Source organism: Coleofasciculus sp. E2-BRE-01 (genome assembly GCF_040221695.1).
Classification (GTDB): Bacteria; Cyanobacteriota; Cyanobacteriia; order Cyanobacteriales; family Coleofasciculaceae; genus Coleofasciculus.
The window spans coordinates 1-19,124 of the sequence record NZ_JAVKEA010000100.1 but is presented as its reverse complement, the minus strand read 5'-3'; the positions used below and the strand labels follow the sequence as shown (position 1 = coordinate 19,124).

Here is a 19,124-nt window from a genome sequence, read left to right as displayed (position 1 = left end):
TCGGCTTTTTGAATCCATTGAAGAGTTAGAATCTTTGTTGCATCAACTTTTAAATGAAGACAAGCTAGTTATTAACTGGGGGCGCAAACTGAAAAATAAGGGTAATGCTCTTATCACAGTTTAAATGCATGACAGCTTATCAAACCCAGTAACATTATTCGTCGCCAAACTGATAGTCAATTGGTGTTAATTGATTTTGGGGCAGTCAAACAGATTCAACCCCAACAAAAGCTGGATCAGGAACACGATACCCAGGAACATAATACGGTGGCGGTTGGTACTCGTGGTTATGCACCGTCAGAACAATACGCTGGACACCCGACTCTGAGCAGCGATATTTATGCGGTTGGGGTGATTGGGATTCAAGCTCTGACAGGCATTCCTCCTCACCAGTTAGTGCTGGATTCAGAGACAGGGGAAATTAGCTGGCGTCATTTGGCAAACGTGAGTGACGAATTCGGTGAAATATTAGAAAAAATGGTGCGCTACTACTTTATGGATCGATATCAGTCTGTGACAAAAGTGTTAGAGGATTTACTCGCCTTGCAACCTCAACATTAGGAAGAGGGGGAGAATCAAAATTATTGCTAACGTTAAGGTGTTAGTTGTGAGTAATCAGATAGGTGAAAGAGACTAGTGGGGAGTTATCTCAAAACCAGGTTCCCTACGAGGGTGGCGAAGGGTCAAAACTCTTTACCTGGTGGTCGTCTCTGAAACGCATGGGTCGTTTGACCTGGAAAAATCCAGTCTGGCTCACCAGTTTGGCGATGACAGGTTTGTTACTGGGAGTTCGCCAGTTAGCGCTGTTGGAGCCGTTGGAGCTTTATGCTTATGATCGGTTGATGCAGTTGCGACCCAGTTTACCTCCTGACCCACGCCTGTTAGTGGTTGAGGTGACGGAGAATGATGTTGAATCCCTAGAGCAGTGGCCCCTGAGTGATACGGTGATGACGCAGCTACTGCAAAAGTTACAGCAAAATGAACCAGCGGTGATTGGTTTGGATATGTATCGGGATAGACCGATACCTCCGGGTAATGCTGAATTAAACCAGTTGTTTAAGAACAGCGATCGCATTATCCCCATTTGTCGGCTAGGAAATAAAACTAAGCGAGGGACTCCCCCACCGAAAAATGCGCCTGAGGAGCGAATTGGTTTTGCTGATTTAGCCATCGGTAAAGGGGATGTCGTGCGTCGGGCGTTGTTGTTTCACGACGCCGAAATTCCTGAAGGTTGCACGACCCGTCTTTCCTTTAGCTTTCAGTTAGCTCGGTACTACCTTGAACAAAAAGGAATTAAACCACAAACCATTCAGCAAAACGAACAAGAATATCTCAAATGGGGAGATATTATTTTCAAACCCCTAAAACCCCATTCAGGAGGTTACCAAAAGGCGGATACGGGTGGCTATCAAATCTTGTTGAATTACCGCTCTGGGGACAAGCTAGCCAATAGTGTGACTCTGACAGAAGTTCTGGAAGGGAATTTTGATCCTCTGTTGGTCAAAGACCGCATCGTCTTGATTGGGGTTTCTGATCCGGCGGAAAATGATCTGTTCTATACGCCCTACAGTTCCCAAGGGGAAGTTCTGCAAAAAATGCCGGGAGTTGTCGTTCATGGTCAAATTGTCAGTCAACTGCTCAGTACTGTTCTTGATGGACGCAAGCTATTTTGGTTTATACCCGAATCGGGAGAAGTGGTCTGGATCTGGCTTTGGTCGTTGACGGGCGCTATTTTAGTTTCCATTACCCACAATATCCGGCAACTGCTGCTGGCTGAGACATTAGCGGTTGGTCTTTTGGGCGGTGTATCTGTGATCGTGTTTCTGCAGGCTGGTTGGATACCTGTAATCACACCCGTCTTGGGACTGGTGATCTCATCGACAGGAGTCTTGACTTACAACGCCTACCAAAATCAGCAAGAACGCCACAATTGGGAGCGTCTGCTCCAAGAACAGGAGGATATTCGCATCGTCCTTCAGGCTATGTTAAAAGATAAACCCCTCGCTCCGGGAACTAATCAGGGTGAGACTGGGAATACACCAGAGGGGTCAGCTTATCAGGGTGAGACTCAGATTGCACCAGAGGGGTCAGCTTATCAGGGTAAGACTCAGATTGCACCAGATGGGTCAACTGATAACGGGATACCTAAACCCGGTTCGGGCGAACCCCCACCCCCGGTTAAACCACCAGACCAACCCGAAATTTTAGCCGGACGCTATGAGATTAATCGGAATCTCGCTTCTGGGGGATTTAGTCTCACCTATTTAGCAGAAGATAGTCACAGACCTGGTAAACCCCAATGTGTGGTCAAGCATTTACAACCCGCCCGTCGCGATGAACGATTTCTCTCCATTGCTAGACGCCTATTTCATACAGAAGCAGAAATCTTAGAAAAGTTAGGCAGCCATCCTCAGATTCCACTAAGCTGTTCGGCATTTAAACCATAATGTCAAGAATTGCGAAATCCTTGTAGTGCGAGCATCTTGCTCGCTACCCATTCCCAATTTAAATGCGTGACAGCTTATTGCTGGCATATTTTGAAGAAAACCGGGAATTCTACCTCGTCCAAGAATACATTCAAGGAGATTCACTAAAAGACGAGTTATCTGGGGATAAGGGTATGCCAGAAGGACAAGTCGTTGAGTTAATTAAAGGTCTCTTAGAAATTCTGGTGTTTATCCATAACCACAATGTTATTCACCGGGACATCAAACCCAGTAACATTATTCGTCGCCAAACCGATGGTCAATTAGTATTAATTGATTTTGGAGCAGTTAAACAGATTCAACCCCAACAACAACTGGATCAGGAACACGATACGCCAGAACACCAGACTGTAGCCGTTGGTACTCGTGGCTATGCGCCGCCCGAACAATACGCTGGACATCCGAAGCTTTGTAGCGATATTTATGCTGTCGGCGTGATTGGGATTCAAGCGCTGACAGGTATTCCTCCTCACCAGTTACTCCTGGATTCAGAGACAGGGGAAATTAGCTTGCATCATTTTGCAAATGTGAGTGATGAATTCGCTCAGATATTAAAAAAAATGGTGCGCTACCACTTTCCGCATCGATATCAGTCCGTGACAAAAGTGTTAGAGGATTTACGTACCTTGTCACCTTAATTTTAGACAGGTGAGTACAGACGTAGAATGCTACGTCTGTCGGGGCGGGTTTAGTTCCATCTGGGTGCTTTCTGTAAACGGTAGTCGTGAAACCCGCCCCTACGGAATACTAAGAAGCCCAGAGAACTAAGCCAGGTTCATAGAGACTAGAAAGGTGTTTGTGTTTGGGGAAAACCCGGAGAGACAAACCTTGTAAGCCACTGGCATCATAACTGATATCTGCCGTGTAGATGCTGATATTGTGTTCGTCAGTTCCTTGGTAATCCATCACCACGGGTACACCATTCACAATTTGCCCATCGGCATTAACTGAACCTTGGTAGAGTTCGACCTGTACATCATTATCCGTTAGTCCCGCTAGATTGATACGGCTTTTCACGGCAACTGATTGATTGACCATGAGATCGCTGGGAGCAGCAATGTCAATGTCTTCAACTTTAATGCTGTACCACTGTTCAAATAAGTGTTGCTTCCACTGAGCGAGTGCTTTGACAGGTTGATAACCCTCGCTAGTCATCGCCTTGTACCGTTCGCTAGCGGGGAAATACCCACGCATCGCATAGTCTCGCAGCATACGAGCGGTATTAAAGGTAGGACAATTGAGCCGGATGGCATCTTTCATCTTGGCAATCCACCCACGCGGTAATCCTTCATCGTCGCGATCATAGAACAGGGGGACTATTTCCTGTTCCAGTAGGTCATAAAGGGCGTTGGCTTCTACCTCATCCTGGTACTCAGGATTATCATATTCTTCCCCATGACCGATGGGCCAACCGGTTCGCACGTAATCGGCTTCGCCCCACCATCCATCAAGGATACTGACATTCATCAGACCATTCATGGAACCTTTCATCCCAGAGGTTCCCGATGCCTCACGCGGACGACGGGGGGTGTTTAACCAGATATCACATCCTGATACCATCAGTCGGGCGATGTGAATGTCATAGTTGGGAACAAAGACGACAGAGTTATCCAATCCCGCTTCGCGAATCGTATGAATAATCTTGCGGATGAAATCTTTCCCTGGCATGTCTTTGGGATGGGCTTTACCCGAAATGACAAACTGAACTTTTCGTTTTCGTTCTTTATCACCTTGGATAATTTTTTTAATTCGATCCAGATCTCGGAGGAATAAGTTTGCCCGCTTATAAGTGGCAAACCGACGGGCAAAGCCAATGGTCAAAATGCTAGGATCTAAAACCTCACGCGCCCGATCAATTTCGGCAGGGGTAGCGCCGCGATCGCGTAAATGGTATTGTAAGCGTTCCCGTACAGACATCACCATTTGAGACCGACAGGCTTGGTGATTGCGCCACAATTCCTCATCCGGAATCGAAGCCACCCGATCCCAAAGCGGATCATCTGCCTTGCGGCTTGACCAGTTTGGACCCAGGTAGCGATCATACAGTTCCTGGTTTGCCTTTGCCACGACGCTGCGAGCATGGACACCATTGGTAATCGAGGTAATCGGGACTTCATCGAGAGGCAGATCAGACCACAGTCCATGGAACATCTTCCGCGACACGTCCCCATGCAATCGGCTGACACCATTAATAAAGCTAGAGGTTTTAATGGCTAACGCTGCCATGCTAAAGGGGGATTCCAAATTCCCGGTATCTTCTCGTCCCAACCCCAGAAATTCTTCCCGCGACAAGCCAAAGATATTCGCATAATGACCCACATAGTACATTGCCTTATCGGGAGGAAATAGGTCAAATCCCGCCGAGACAGGCGTATGGGTGGTGAATAGTTGGGTAGACTGAGCCAATTGTTTGGCTTCAGTAAAGCTTAACCCTTCTTCCTCGATATATCGACGGATGCGTTCCAGAATTAAAAACGCGGAGTGACCTTCGTTGAGGTGATAAACGTTGACCTTGTATCCCAAGGCTTTTAAGGCTCTAATCCCACCAATCCCTAACATCATCTCTTGGTGAATCCGCATATCCAGATCACCCCCATAGAGTCTGTCGGTGATATCTTGGTCGTAGGGATTATTGGGTTCAATGTTAGTATCGAGCAGATACAAGGAAACCGTTCCCACTTGCACGCGCCAGACGCGAGCATAAACAGTACGACCTGGATATTCGACGGCAATCTGCACTTCTGAACCATCAGCATTCCGCTCTAAGTGCAGCGGCATATTGTAAAAGTCATTAATGGGATAGCGCTCTTGTTGCCAACCATCTGCATTCAGGTATTGGGCGCAGTATCCTTCTTGATAAAGTAAACCGACTGCCACTAAAGGCAAACCAAGGTCAGAGGCAGATTTAAGATGATCCCCTGCCAGAACACCCAAACCACCGGAATATATGGGCAGGCAATCGACTAACCCATACTCGGCACAGAAGTATGCATAGCATTCCTTTTCATCGCTGTTGCCACGATGTTTACGATACCATGTCCGTTCCTTGAGGTAGTCGTCTAACTGTCGAGATGCTCGTTCCATTTGTGCCAGAAACCCATCATCTTCCGCCACTTCTTCCAGACGGGCTTGGCTAATCATCCCCAACATCAAAACGGGATTATGGCGAGTGGATTCCCAGAGTTTACGGTCTAGGCGTCGAAACAAGTCTTTTGTTTCCACATTCCAGTCCCAATGCAGGTTGTATGCCAGCTTGCGTAAGGGTTCCAGGGCTTCTGGCAAAGCGGGAGAAACGTTAAAAGTGCGAATAGGCTGCATAGAGCGACAAAATTTTAAGTCTTACACGGATAACATTGTGTACATACTTTTACACAAAGGATGAGACTTTTAATACTGTTTTCGTGACAGACTTGGGTTTATCGATGTCAGCTTCAGGCTAAAATCCCATCGGTAAGAGGTTCAGGCTCATTTTTGGGATGATTGAACAAAGGTAGATGGCAAAAGGAATTTATCATGGGTCTTAGGTCATGGAACTTACTCTTGACTAAAAAAGTCGGATGTGCATAAGGATGTAAGGATAATGATCCTAGGCTGATTTAGAGAAAGTGTCCTGAAAATACCGATCAAACATCCTGAGCGCCAGTAGACTTTGCCTATCAACAAGGGAAAGGGAACCACTATTGGGTATGATTAGAAAAGTTGTTGCAAAACGCAACATAATCGCCAATTCAATGATTCATACCTCTGGGAGATATTCAAGATGCTGACACTCAAGATTGTGGTCTATATCGTTGTTAGTATTTTCGTTGCCTTATTCGTGTTTGGCTTCCTGTCAAACGATCCGGCTCGTAACCCCAAGCGACGGGATTTGGAGTAAATTATACTTTGCTTCATCCCTGAGTTTTTCAAAGGGGCGAGGCGTATCTCGCCCCGCTGTGATTAGGCGCGGTAAGGCGGTATGCTTCGGATTTGTTCCTTCGACCGTTATTGTTGAAAAATGCCCCAACCCGTTCAGCCGCCTGAAACTCCTGCCATTATTCAATCGTTAACGACTGAGGACGCTGTTGCTCCCCTTTCGTCCTCACATCTGAGTTCAGTACCGACTCGCCTTCCCCAGCCAACTCCAAAGGGACTGGCGACACCAACCCCACCCGAAACGTTACCGCCAGAGTTTTCATCAGACATAACATCTTCACAGGCTGCTCTGCTAGGACGGTCGATTTCTGCCCGTTATTCTGCCCAAGAGAACCAAGGAACCGAGGTGTCACAGAGCAGAGATGCCAAGACAAGTTTAGCGGGTCATGATTTGCCGTCAAACCGCACCGGAGACTCCCGCGATCGCACGCCGCAATCCTCGATATCAAGTCCGGTGGAATCCTTACAGTTAGGTGGAAACAATGCAGAGGCTCCCAGTCAAAGGCTTCAAGGAAATGAGGTAAAAGGACATGAGGACTTTTTAGACGCACAGGATAAGATACCTGCTCACCGCTCAATAAATGCGGCTAATTCACCTCAGCAAAAGTTGGTCACCACCTGCGGACAAGCCGATGAGCAGAGGAGTAATGTAGAGACGTGCCATGGCACGTCTGGGAGCAAGCTAGCAGAAGAGATGGGAACGGCGGCAGATTTGCAGCCCTGTTGCACAAGTCAATCGGCAAATGCCCAGTCTGACCCGATCTCAACTACGCTAACAGACCAAAAAAAGGTAGAAGGGATTGATTCTGATGCTTTCAGCACGAACTTAACCTCTGAGACAACGAATGCGAGTTCGGTGCGTTCTTCCGCCGTAACCTTGGAACTCTCAAATGTCGAACGTATCATTACTCAAGAGCGGGGAGGTGAGATCAGAGAGTTTGAATTTACACCTCCCCCATCCGATCGCCTAGTATTACCGAACCCAGCGATAGTTCCTGCACCGGATCTTCATCAGCGACAGCCGCGATCGCAAACCTCCGAACCAACCCCTGAGCCGTCAACCTCAGAAGATACTGAACCTGCGGCTCCCGGTCCGATCACAGGGGTGCTGGAACTCACAGCCGATCAACAGGAATATGATCAACAACGACAGGTAATTACCGCCCAAGGCGATGTCCTGTTGCGGTTTCGCGGCGCTTTGCTGGAAGCGGATCGCGTTCAAGTTAACCTACCGAATCGGATTTTGGTGGCTGAGGATAATGTGGTGTTGACGCGAGGGGAACAAGTGTTACGAGGCGAACGCTTTGAGTATTCCTTTGTTCAGGATAGCGGCGTAATTTTTGATGCCAGTGGGGAATTGTATGTACCGACATCAGGTACTGATTTGACAATCTTACCCTCTCCTGCTGATCCAAATGCTCCAGAAGAACAACGACCAATTAGCGATCGCGTTCTCAGCAATCAACCCCTTCAAGACATAACCAATCCAGGTTTTTACTCCTTCTTTCTCGGCGGAAGCTTCGGCACAACCACTACGGGAAATTTCTCGAATGTCGTTTCGGGTGCGCCACAGGCTGCAGGAACAATCAACCGATTCCGCTATGAAGCCGATCGCATTGACTTTGAAGGATCAGAAGCGATCGCTCAAAATGTGCGGATCACCAATGACCCCTTTTCCCCACCGGAACTAGAATTACGAGCAGAAACGGCTCGATTTCGCCGGATTTCGCCCTTAGTGGATGAAATCGTTGCCACTCGTCCCCGGTTGGTATTTGACCAAGGGTTATCTGTACCCACATTTCGCAATCGGGTGGTAATTGATCGTCGGGAACGAGAACCGGGTTTACTTCAGTTTGGCTTCGATGATGATGATCGCGGCGGTTTATTTATTGAGCGATCGTTTAATATTGTGAATACTCCAGGGGTACGATTTAAAGTCACCCCCCAATACTTTCTCCAGAGAGCCGTCCTTGGTGAACAAAACCCCAATACCCCAGACAAAGATGATGATGGTCTTTTAGACCCCTCCTCCTTCGGTCTCAAAGCTCAACTAGATGCCACCTTTACCCCCCGAACCACCCTACGGGCTTCAGCCACCTTCACCAGCCTTGATCCCGCTGAATTGGACGAAGAACTCAGAGCCAGTGTAAGACTCCAACAGGTTATTGGTACAGGTTTACCCCATAACTTGAATCTGGAATATAGTTTTCGCGATCGCCTGTTTAATGGTTCCTTGGGCTTTCAAACCGTGCAGCAGAGTCTGGGAGCGGTAATCACATCCCCAGTAATTCGCTTAGGGGACACAGGGATCAATCTTACCTATCAAGCAGGGATTCAGGCAATTAACGCTAGGACAGATAGACAAGACTTGCTACCTCCCCCTCCACGAGAGAATAACCGCATCGACTTAACACGCTATCAAGCCAGTGCTACGTTGAGCCGAAGTTTCACACTCTGGCGAGGTGAGGCTTTGCCCTTAACCCCCACCGAAGGATTACGATATACACCCAGACCTGTGGTTCCTTTTTTGGCAGTGCGGGGAGTAGTCACCGGGGTTGCTAGCGCCTATAGTAGTGGCGATACCCAGGAATCTCTCAGTGGTACAGTTGGGCTTGTCGGTCAGCTTGGGCATTTTTCCCAACCCTATCTCGACTACACTCGATTTAACCTCAGCTACACTCAGGTTGCACGGGGTAACTTATCCCCATTTCGGTTTGACCGAGCGGCTGATAGGATTGTGTTTTCTGCTGGCATCACCCAACAAATCTACGGTCCGTTTCTGGCTGGTTTTCAGACCTCTTTCAATTTGGACACGGGTGAGGAAATCAGTACGGATTTATTTTTGGAGTACAGCCGTCGCACGTACAGTATTCTCCTACGCTACAATCCAGTTCAGGAGTTAGGTTCAATTAGCTTACGAATTAATGATTTTAATTGGAATGGCAACCCAGGACTGTTTGACGGTTCTGCCATTCGTCCAGTCGTACAGGGAGTAACTCGCTAAAGGTCATTGGTCCTTTGTCATTCGTCATTGGTCATTTGTCATTGGTCATTGGTCATTGGTCATTTGTCATTGGTCAGGGAATAGGGAATAAGGAATAGGCAATAGGCAATAGGTAAGGTAGAGTTTTGAGTTAACTTCCCCCGCTTCCCCCGCTTCCCCAGCTCCCCCCGCTTCCTCTGCATCCCCCGCTTCCCCAGCTTCCCCTGCATCCCAGCCCTTGGACGAGAAAGTATAATCTGAGTGGAAGCCACATTGCCCCAAAAGAAGGTTAAGCTAGATGAAAAAAGGTAATCTCTATAACCGACTGGGTGCATATCATCGGATCTTGATAAAATAAGTGACTGATTAATTCCTCTAACCAAATCTATATGGTATGATAATAAATTTTACCAACGAAAATAAGTTTAGAAATTGGGAAATTGGCAATATACCGAGAGAAAAAAGGATAGCTGAAACCAATGCTCAGCTAGCTTTGAGGTCAAAAGACGAACAAATTTTAACCCCCTTAACTTATTGTTTCTAACTCAAGCAGAAACCGGAGTACACAGAATGAGTCAGGCAGATAAACTCAAATTATTGATAGTGGACGATGAGCCTGACAATTTAGATTTATTATATAGAACCTTCCGACGAGAGTTTCGGGTTTATAAAGCGGATGGGGCGATGAGCGCTCTGAGCGTTTTGGATGAACAGGGAGAAATGGCGATCATTATCTCTGATCAACGGATGCCCGTGATGAATGGTACAGAATTATTGGGGAAAACAGTTGATCGCTTCCCGGATACAATTCGGATTCTGTTAACGGGCTATACCGATGTTGAAGATTTAGTCGAAGCCATTAACTCCGGCAAAGTTTTTAAGTATATTACCAAACCCTGGAATCCGGAAAGTCTGAAAGTCATCGTTCAACAAGCAGCCGATACGTACCGAGTTCTCAAACAAAGAACCAATGAACTGAGCCGCGCTTTACGCCGCGAAGAACTCTTTAATGTCGTGACAACAGCCATTCGCGAGTCGCTAGACTATAGCAGTATGTTGCAAACCGTTGTCACCACAATTGGTCAAACCTTCGAGGCGACGAGTTGTATCCTGCAACCTGTCGATGGTAATCACCTGATTGCCGACTCATTTTCTTACCAAGCTAAGTCAACAAAAGATTCTGAATCGTTACCTGATGTTGAACCGATTGTGCAAAATGTGCTGGAAAACTGGAAAACCCAGCTTATTCAACAGCTCAGTGATGGTAATCATTCGGTGCATCTAGTTGTTCCTCTGATCTGGCAACAACAGCTATTGGGAGTGTTATCCCTTTATAAGCAACAGTGTGATCAGCCTTGGATGTCAGAGGATATTAAACTCATCGAAGCGGTTGCAGAACAGGCAGCGTTAGCCATTTCTCAGGCAAAACTCTACCAACGCACCCAATTACAAGCCGAACAGATGCGGGCTGAATTGGAGGTAGCTCGCCAAATTCAAAATAATTTGTTGCGCCAAAGTTTACCCGAAGTGGACGGGGTTAAAGTTCAAGCCCACTGTTATCCCGCACGAGAAGTTGGCGGTGATTTTTTTGAAGTCTACGTGCATCCTCAAGGCGATGTTTGGCTAGCGGTTGGTGATGTGTCGGGAAAGGGAGTGCCTGCGGCTTTATTTATGGCAAGTGCGATTTCTATCTTGCGCCGAGAATTGGCTCAAGAAATCTCTCCAGAACCGGAGGTAGTGATGCGAAACCTGAACAGTATTATGTCAGATGATCTGTTCAGTACGAACTGTTTTATCACGATGGTATTAGCGCGGTATACGCCAACCTCGCGACAGCTTGTCTATGCGAATGCAGGTCACATTTATCCGTTGGTTTGGGCGCATCATTTAGTTGCCCAACAGCAATCTGCACCGGAATCCTCTGTAACCGTAGAACCGGATTACCTACAAACTCGGGGGATTCCCCTGGGTATTCTTCCGGAGTGGAAAGCCAAAGCCGGAACGTTGACGTTACATTCGGGGGATGTTGTGCTGCTGATCAGTGATGGGATTACAGAAGCAACGGTTAAGGACGTAAAACACGACACCCATTCTCAAAACTCTAAAAATAGTAAATCCTTGACAAATTCAATGTTGGGGACATCGGGTCTTTGGCAACTTCTGCTTCATGAGCCAGCTCCCTTTAATTTACCCCATTTATTAGTTCGCATCCGCGAGGAGACGAATAATGTTCAGGAAGATGATCAAACAATTCTCTCAATGGAGGTTTTATAGTTGATGAAAACGGAGCTGCATGTACCAAGTGACTTGAAGTTTTTGACGATTGTCGAAAGCTGGTTACTGGGAAGTTTGGAAGTAGCGTTAGGAGATTCAGTGGATTGGCAACATCAATCGAGTCGGTTAAGACTGGCGTTAGTTGAAGCCTATTCCAATGTGGTGCGTCATGCTCATCGAGATCAACCCAATTTACCGATTTTGATTCGCTTGGAACTCAAAGAGCGGGACATTGCTTTGGAAATTTGGGATCACGGCAAAGGGTATGACATCACCAACTATAATCAACCCTCTCCAGAGGCGAAACAGGAAAGCGGATATGGTTGGCTGATTATGCAAAAGCTAATGGATCGAGTCGAGTATCGCTTGCAGATCAATGGTCGTAATTGTCTGAAGATGGAGACGAGCTTACCTAAGGCTGACGAATGATTAGATGATTGTATCCCATTTCCGGAGCGTCTGTAGTATAATGTCTGAGATTACGGCAATTGTTGCGAGATATTACAAAAACAACCATAATCCTAATTAAATCTATAAGCTTTGTTAAATTTACTTGATATAGATGTCTGAATCTATAGGATTTTAAATAAGTCAAGCCGAAAGAGCGACTTGACTGTCTGTCTGTTAAGGATGCCCTTGTTTCGAGGACTGGTGAGCCTCTGAAACCAAGAGTTAGCTGTTAAGTTTAGTGCAACCCATCATTCCTATGACACAGCCGTTTATCTTGTCTCCCCGCTACCGATTGGATGATGATTCTCCATGGTTAGAAGGAATTGATCCATCACGCCACTATTGGATTACCATCAATGGAGATCCGGATATCCAGGTCGCGATTCCAGGATTAACGGTGTCATCACTCAAGGAATGGAAGCAAATATTATGGCGGTTCCGAAGTCTTCAACCAGGCGATCGCATGGAACTGCGGCGAATTGCCAACACCTCAACCATTCAGTGTATCAGCGCCAATTGCTACGCGATCGCAACCACGATTGACGGCGCGGCTGTCTGGCATTTGTTTGATCAAGAAGCATTAGAGAGTTTGTTAATGACAGCTCATCCCGATTGGCTTTGTGCGCCCAGAGATATTGAGTTGGGACGTCAAGTACTCGCTCGTTCCTGGGAGCAAGTGGCGGCTTAGTTGTCATTTGTCATTCGTCATTTGTCATTCGTCATACTCGCTCCCTTGAGAAGCAAGCTACGTCATTTGTCAACGTCTTAAGCTGAGGAGTTCTTGAGGCGACGCTAACAGCTTAATTCTGACGAAACTAATCTGTTGTTCGGGATTGAGAATAAATATCCAACCTACATTGACACTAAATAGTGGTGTTTGTACTCTGCCCTTGACTTGAATTTGAGTATCCTCGTTTTCATGAGGTTCAACGATTCCGGTTTTGGGCGATAGTTGCATGTCAATGGCTTCAGCCTTTAGGTATGTTGCGATCGCCTCTTGCCCTTGGATGGGTTCCTCAAACGGTGGCTGCATCACACCGTTATCCGTAAACAATGCGGCGGTTGCGTCATAATCCCCAGCATTCATCGTTTCAAAGTAACGCAAAATCACGGACTGGGTAATGCCCTCTATAGTCATTTCTTTTCTAATTGTTGGTAGGGATGGCTTTCATTCATAATAGAGACACTTGCAAAAGTATGCCCTGTGATGACCAAGGACAAAGGACAAAGGACAAATGACCAAAGTAATCAAATTAAGCAAAAAGCGCGATCGCTAGGATTTCATCACTGTGGTATTGCAGCGGTAGAAGGGAATGCTGACGAGGGAGCCGCTCAACATCTGAAAACGTGGTTGGCTCAGGGCTATCATGCTGACATGGATTGGATGCAGAATCCTCGCCGCTTAGATATCCATACCTGTATGCCAGGGGTTAAATCCGTTATTTCCGTTGCCCTCAACTACTACACCCCTCACCAACGCCCTCAAGGAAACGAGTACGTGAAGATATCCCGTTACGCTTGGGGACGAGATTATCATAAGGTGATGCACAAAAAACTCAAAGCCTTGACCCACTGGCTACAAGCCCAAGGAGAAGGAATCCAAGCTCGTTACTACGTAGATACCGGTCCAGTGCAGGATAAAGTGTGGGCAGAACGTGCTGGAATTGGTTGGATCGCAAAAAATGGTAATCTAATTACGCGAGAATATGGCAGTTGGGTGTTTTTAGGGGAAATTTTAACCAACTTATCACTCACACCCGATACTCCCCATACCCAGCACTGCGGAACCTGTACCCGTTGCCTGGAGGCTTGTCCGACTGGAGCAATTGTTAAACCTTTTGTCGTAGATGCCAATCGTTGTATTGCTTATCATACAATTGAAAACCGAGCCGAGGAACTACCCTCATCCATCACCCCCCATTTAGAGGGTTGGGTGGCGGGGTGTGATATCTGCCAGGATGTTTGTCCTTGGAACCAACGCTTTGCTCAACCAACAGATGTAGCCGACTTTGAACCCTATCCGGGGAATGTCGCTCCCACCTTAGCGGAACTGGCGACACTTTCAGATCACCAATGGCATCAACGATTTCCGGCATCCGCGTTGCGACGCATCAAACCCCAGATGTGGCGACGCAATGCCAAAGCCAATCAACAGAAGTAGAGCCACAATATCGCCATTGGACTTAAAATTGTACAGAATTTTGATAAAAAAATGAGAATTTTTTCTCAGATCGGTAATTTGATTGCTAATCTAAGCGATAGGAAATGCTTTAGAGCATCTTAATATAGAGAATTCTATAGCCATCAGAGCGAGCCATTATGTCTCAGGATATCAATACTCACGACAAGGCAAACAAGCCATCAACCACCTCCACTGCGATCCAGTCTTGGTCAGCCGAAGCCGATGCAGATAAGTTAATGGATGATTTATTTGCAGATCTTGACCGTATCTTGGAAGGGAGTAGCAAATTACCGACGGAACCGACTAAGCCAGACTATGTATCTTTAAAGTCGATTGTAATTCCCCCCATCACCGCGCCACCTGCTGTGATACCGACTCAAGACTTGGTGGAACAGCCGTCTGAGACGAACAAGGAATCCTCGGAAACCCAGTCTTCAGAAACGAAAGGAACAAAGAGTAGTGATTCCCATGCCAAAAAATCAGGTTGGTCTGTGGATAAATTTTTATGGGTAATGGCTCTAATTTCAGTGGGTCTAACCGCACTGTTGCTACTGATTACTCAAAAACAACGGTTTGCACCCTGGTTGCCCAACTTTATCGCCTCACCGTCTGCTGAAACCCAACCCCCCTCAGAAGCCGATTACGAGTTTGGAGAGTATGCGTTGGAGGCGCTAGAAGCCATTGACCGTAAAGCTGAAGCCAGACAACAAGCTGGAATGGCAGGTGGTGGAACAGGTAATCCTAATCTACCTCCAGGTGCAACCAACTCTTCCGGTGCTATCAATCGTGCCATGGGTGCTAATCCACCGGGTACAATTTTGGAACGAATCTACTATCCGGTTTATCCACCCCAGAGTTCCTGGATACCCCCTGTACCCCCGGCTAACTCCTCAGTCGCCCCGCCGCCAGCCCCAGCACCTTCACCTGCTGCTAATCCGCCAGCACCCACACCGCCTCCTCCTCAAGTCACGGCTCAAACACCGCCAGTCTCACCCCCAACCGTTGCTCCGACTTCACCTACAGCATCAGCATCGCCAACGCCACCAGCACCGCCACCCCCGCCTCCTGTAAACCATACTCTAGTGGGAGTGCTAGAGTCAGAGCAACTTTCTGCTGCCTTATTTGAAATTGATGGGATTACTCAGCGGATTAATATTGGCGAAGCCATTGGCACAAGTGGCTGGATGTTAGTTGAAGTGAATAACGGAGAAGCCATTATTCGACGGAATGGAGAAGTTCGCTCTGTTTACACAGGGCAGACGTTCTAAACAAGCAATAAGTCCTACCATCTGCCGAAAGGAAGATGCTATCGTAGCAAAATGCGGCGATAACTTGTTTAGTGTTACGTAAATATAAGGTAGCGGTGGCACGAAACCTGAATCAAAAAAGCCTCGATCTCGCCAGCTTCCCGCGAATGGCATTGACCGCGACAAGCCTGTTGGGATGCTGGATTGGCGTTGTTTTAACTCAGCCTGCGATCGCGCAAATTACTCCTGATGCTACTTTGGGTGATGAAACGTCGATATTGACACCGGGCGATAACCCAATAGACATTCTGATTCAAGGCGGCGCTCAACGGGATTCTCACCTATTCCACAGTTTTGAACAGTTCAATGTGGGAGATGGACAACGAGTTGATTTCGCTAATCCTGGCGGGATTGAAACCATTTTCACTCGCGTCACCGGTGAAAACAATCCGACTAATATTCTGGGAACCTTAGGCGTCGATGGAGCCGCGAACCTGATTCTGCTGAATCCCAATGGTATCTTTTTTGGCGAAAATGCTCAATTAAACGTGTCCGGTGCATTTCGCGCCACGACAGCAGATAGCATTATTTTTGAGAATGGGCTAGAGTTCAGCGCCGCAAATCCTCAAACCCCGTCCCCTTTACTCACCGTTAACGTTCCCCTAGGCTTACAATTTGGAGCCAATCCCGGCACGATTGTCAATCAATCCGTCGCCCAGAGGGATGGAGAAGTCGTGGGTCTAGCGGTGCAACCTGGTCAAACTTTATCCTTAATTGGTGGAGATGTGGAGTTAGAAGGGGGTCATCTAACCGCACCTGGGGGAAAAATTGAACTGGGTTCTGTTTTTGATGGAGAGTGGAACCTTAATTCACCCCAATCCTCATTCCCCAATGCTACAAGTTCGACATTAGGCACGATTCAATTGATAGAACAAGCCACCGTCAATGCAAGTGGTGCAGGCGGGGGCGAAATTCTGGTGCAAGGACGACAAGTTTCTGTCCGGGATGGGTCACAAATTTTATCCATTACCCAAGGAACTCAACCTGGAGCCAATTTAACCATAAACGCTTCTGAGTTAGTAGAAGTCATCGGCGCTGCACCTACACCTAATGGTTTGGTTCTCAGTAGCATTAAGGCAAATACAGTCGGTACTGGATCAGGGGGAGATTTAACCATTAACACAGGACAACTGCGGGTGCAGGGTCGAGGATTAGTCTCCGCCTCAACCTTTGGTGGCGGGACAGGGGGAGATCTGACGATTCGGGCTTCCGACTCCGTAGAACTGAGTGGTTCGGGATTTGAGGCTTTGCAACTCAGCGTTATCTTAAGGGCGTTAGCCACACCCGAATCATTGACACCCGAACTATCAGAACTATTAAAGACATTAGGTTTACCCCCCCCACCCTTACAAGTGTCCGATATAGAAGGATTTGTTGGAGGCGGACTTTTAGCGGGTACTCAAGGAAGTAGTGCATCAGCATCAGCCGGTCGTTTAACCATTGACACGAATCGGTTAGTGATGCGGAATGGCGCGATCGCCTCTACACCCACAGGGGGTGCAGGGAGAGGGGGAGATGTCTTAGTCAACGCTTCTGAATCCGTGGAAATATCCGGTTCAGCATTTGTTACCGGGGCGTTTCAAGGAACCACAGGCGATGCGGGAAATATCAGGTTGAATACGCAACGCTTATCCCTTAAAAATGGGGGACTCCTGCAAACGGTTACCTTTGGTCAAGGGGATGGTGGAAGTTTGCAAGTGAACGCCTCTGAGTCTGTGCAAATGGACAGTACACCCATTGGCGCTCTTGCTCCCACAGGGATTTTTGCCAACAGTATCTTTAGTACAGGGACAGGCGGCGACATCACCGTAAATACACGCCAGATGATTATGCGTGACGGGGCGCAAGTGGGAAATCAGACGGGTGCATTGACGGGATTGGGGTTAATTCCAGTCGGGGGTCCCGCTGGAGATGTTGTCATAAATGCGACTGATTTTATCGAAATTGACGGCTTATCCCCGGATGCTCGCTTTATTAGTGGTCCGGGAACCACCAGTTTTAGTGGTGCGCCCGCAGGAGATGTAACAGTTTCCACTCAAAATATGATCATTCGCAATGGGGCAAATATTTCAACCACCACCCTGAGTGCGGGAGATGGAGGCACATTGACGGTTAATGTCTCCGATACATTGGAACTCATCGGTACGGGCATTTCTACCGGGGGAGGAGTCACCGTCGAAATTCCCAGTAGTTTAGTTTCTTCCTCCGGACGTGCTGACTTTCCTGCATTGCAAGCCACAGGGGATGCGGGTGTTTTAACGGTAAATGCAGGTCAACTTATTATCCGGGATGGGGCAGAAGTTGCCGTGAATAGTCTTGGTTCAGGGGATGCGGGGACATTAGAGATTGTCGCCGATTTGATTCAGTTGGACAATCAGGGAACAATTAATGCGGCGACAGATTCGGGTCAAGGTGGTAACTTATCCCTGAAAACTCAAAACTTGCTGATGATTCAAGAGAGTCAGATTACCACAGATGCTGGGAATACAGATGGGGGTAATATTACCATCATGACTGATACCTTAGTCGCTCTAGAAAATAGCGATATTACCGCGAATGCTCAACAAGGTCGAGGGGGGCGAGTTATTATTATAGCTCAAGGTATTTTTGGCACGGAGTTTCGGAAGAAATTGACACCAGAAAGTGATATTACAGCCACCTCTGAATTGGGACCTGAGTTCAGTGGTATTGTAGATATCGTTATCCAAGGGATTGACCCCTCTCAAGGATTAGTTGATTTCCCCGAAAATTTCACGGATACCAATACCCTCATTGCCATTGGTTGTGCCGCTGATGAAGGGAATTACTTTGCCCTAACTGGACGTGGTGGCTTACCCGCTAACCCGACTCAACCCCTTGTCAGTGAGACGGTGTGGTCAGATGTACGCAATTTATCGGTGGCGTCTTCTCCAGCGTCTACGGCTAAGACGGAAAACAATTTTCAATTTTCCCGACCGAATCCTCAACCTCAAATTATTGAAGCGCAAGGCTGGATTGTCAATGAAAAAGGTCAAGTTGAATTGGTAGCTAATTTACCAGAAAGTTTCTCTCAAAGTCCTCGATATAAACCGAAAACTTGTTCACCTTAATTCTTGGGAGGATCTCAGATCAAGCAAAAAACCTCTGCGCCCTCTGCGTGAACCTCTGCGTCACTCTGCGTTAAAAAAACGTAATTTCCTAACTGCCAATTAAGCCAGGGCGGGTTTTGTACAAAGGTTATGATCAATAGCGAAACCTAATTTCCTAACTGCCAATTAAGTCAGGGCGGGTTTTGTACAAAGGTTATGATCAATAGCGAAACCTAATTTCCTAACTGCCAATTAAATCAGGGCGGCTTTTGTACAAAGGTTATGATCAATAGCGAAACCTAATTTCCTAACTGCCAATTAAACTGAAGTTCCCCTTTGACAAATCGCTACACCGTATGCCTATCTTGGCTTAGGGCGATTTGGCTTTGGGCGTCACTGGGTACAAATCAGGCTGACGCCCAATAAATCTAAAGCCTTCCTTTGTACAGGAGTCGGTTC

Annotated in this window: 11 protein-coding genes and 3 pseudogenes; 11 read left to right on the top strand and 3 right to left on the bottom strand. The window is 47.2% G+C overall.

Annotation, left to right across the window (positions count from 1 at the left end):
* From RIG66_RS12420 to RIG66_RS12410, 3 pseudogenes are all read left to right on the top strand, one after another.
* Window positions 1-124 (top strand): annotated as a pseudogene (locus RIG66_RS12420) (IS630 family transposase); the annotation flags it as partial.
* A 14-nt stretch (window positions 125-138) separates the two neighbouring features.
* A pseudogene (locus tag RIG66_RS12415) lies at window positions 139-561 on the top strand (protein kinase domain-containing protein); the annotation flags it as partial.
* 62 nt (window positions 562-623) lie between these two features.
* Window positions 624-3,124, top strand: a pseudogene (locus tag RIG66_RS12410) (CHASE2 domain-containing protein).
* 109 nt (window positions 3,125-3,233) lie between these two features.
* Here RIG66_RS12410 and glgP read toward each other — a convergent pair.
* Window positions 3,234-5,804, bottom strand: a complete 2,571-nt coding sequence (gene glgP / locus RIG66_RS12405) for an alpha-glucan family phosphorylase (RefSeq protein ID WP_446378432.1) — start codon at window positions 5,802-5,804, stop codon at window positions 3,234-3,236.
* A 442-nt stretch (window positions 5,805-6,246) separates the two neighbouring features.
* Between glgP and RIG66_RS12400 the strand changes: the two genes are divergently transcribed.
* Window positions 6,247-6,363 (top strand): photosystem II reaction center protein I, encoded by a 117-nt coding sequence (locus RIG66_RS12400; RefSeq protein WP_006099131.1) that lies wholly within the window; start codon window positions 6,247-6,249, stop codon window positions 6,361-6,363.
* Window positions 6,364-6,483: 120 nt separating this feature from the next.
* Complete coding sequence (locus RIG66_RS12395) at window positions 6,484-9,405, top strand: DUF3769 domain-containing protein (protein ID WP_446378430.1); 2,922 nt, start codon at window positions 6,484-6,486, stop codon at window positions 9,403-9,405.
* 66 nt (window positions 9,406-9,471) lie between these two features.
* Here RIG66_RS12395 and RIG66_RS12390 read toward each other — a convergent pair whose 3' ends face one another.
* Window positions 9,472-9,666, bottom strand: coding sequence for a hypothetical protein (locus tag RIG66_RS12390; RefSeq protein ID WP_446378428.1), 195 nt, complete (start codon window positions 9,664-9,666; stop codon window positions 9,472-9,474).
* A gap of 288 nt (window positions 9,667-9,954) precedes the next feature.
* On the opposite strand from RIG66_RS12390, the gene RIG66_RS12385 reads away from it, so the two are divergent.
* From RIG66_RS12385 to RIG66_RS12375, 3 genes are all read left to right on the top strand, one after another.
* Window positions 9,955-11,658, top strand: a complete 1,704-nt coding sequence (locus tag RIG66_RS12385) for a SpoIIE family protein phosphatase (RefSeq protein WP_446378426.1) — start codon at window positions 9,955-9,957, stop codon at window positions 11,656-11,658.
* A 3-nt stretch (window positions 11,659-11,661) separates the two neighbouring features.
* Complete coding sequence (locus RIG66_RS12380) at window positions 11,662-12,087, top strand: ATP-binding protein (RefSeq protein ID WP_044205155.1); 426 nt, start codon at window positions 11,662-11,664, stop codon at window positions 12,085-12,087.
* 277 nt (window positions 12,088-12,364) lie between these two features.
* Window positions 12,365-12,796: a hypothetical protein gene (locus RIG66_RS12375; RefSeq protein ID WP_446378424.1), complete on the top strand. Its 432-nt coding sequence runs from the start codon at window positions 12,365-12,367 to the stop codon at window positions 12,794-12,796.
* Between the two features lie 69 nt (window positions 12,797-12,865).
* Here RIG66_RS12375 and RIG66_RS12370 read toward each other — a convergent pair whose 3' ends face one another.
* Window positions 12,866-13,246 (bottom strand): YybH family protein, encoded by a 381-nt coding sequence (locus tag RIG66_RS12370; RefSeq protein WP_446378422.1) that lies wholly within the window; start codon window positions 13,244-13,246, stop codon window positions 12,866-12,868.
* Between the two features lie 69 nt (window positions 13,247-13,315).
* On the opposite strand from RIG66_RS12370, the gene queG reads away from it, so the two are divergent.
* The 3 genes from queG (at window position 13,316) to RIG66_RS12355 (ending at window position 18,686) form a co-directional block, all read left to right on the top strand.
* Window positions 13,316-14,269: a tRNA epoxyqueuosine(34) reductase QueG gene (gene queG / locus RIG66_RS12365; RefSeq protein WP_446378420.1), complete on the top strand. Its 954-nt coding sequence runs from the start codon at window positions 13,316-13,318 to the stop codon at window positions 14,267-14,269.
* A 158-nt stretch (window positions 14,270-14,427) separates the two neighbouring features.
* Window positions 14,428-15,558: a hypothetical protein gene (locus RIG66_RS12360; protein ID WP_446378418.1), complete on the top strand. Its 1,131-nt coding sequence runs from the start codon at window positions 14,428-14,430 to the stop codon at window positions 15,556-15,558.
* A 95-nt stretch (window positions 15,559-15,653) separates the two neighbouring features.
* Window positions 15,654-18,686 (top strand): two-partner secretion domain-containing protein, encoded by a 3,033-nt coding sequence (locus tag RIG66_RS12355; protein ID WP_446378416.1) that lies wholly within the window; start codon window positions 15,654-15,656, stop codon window positions 18,684-18,686.
* Window positions 18,687-19,124 lie beyond the last annotated feature (438 nt).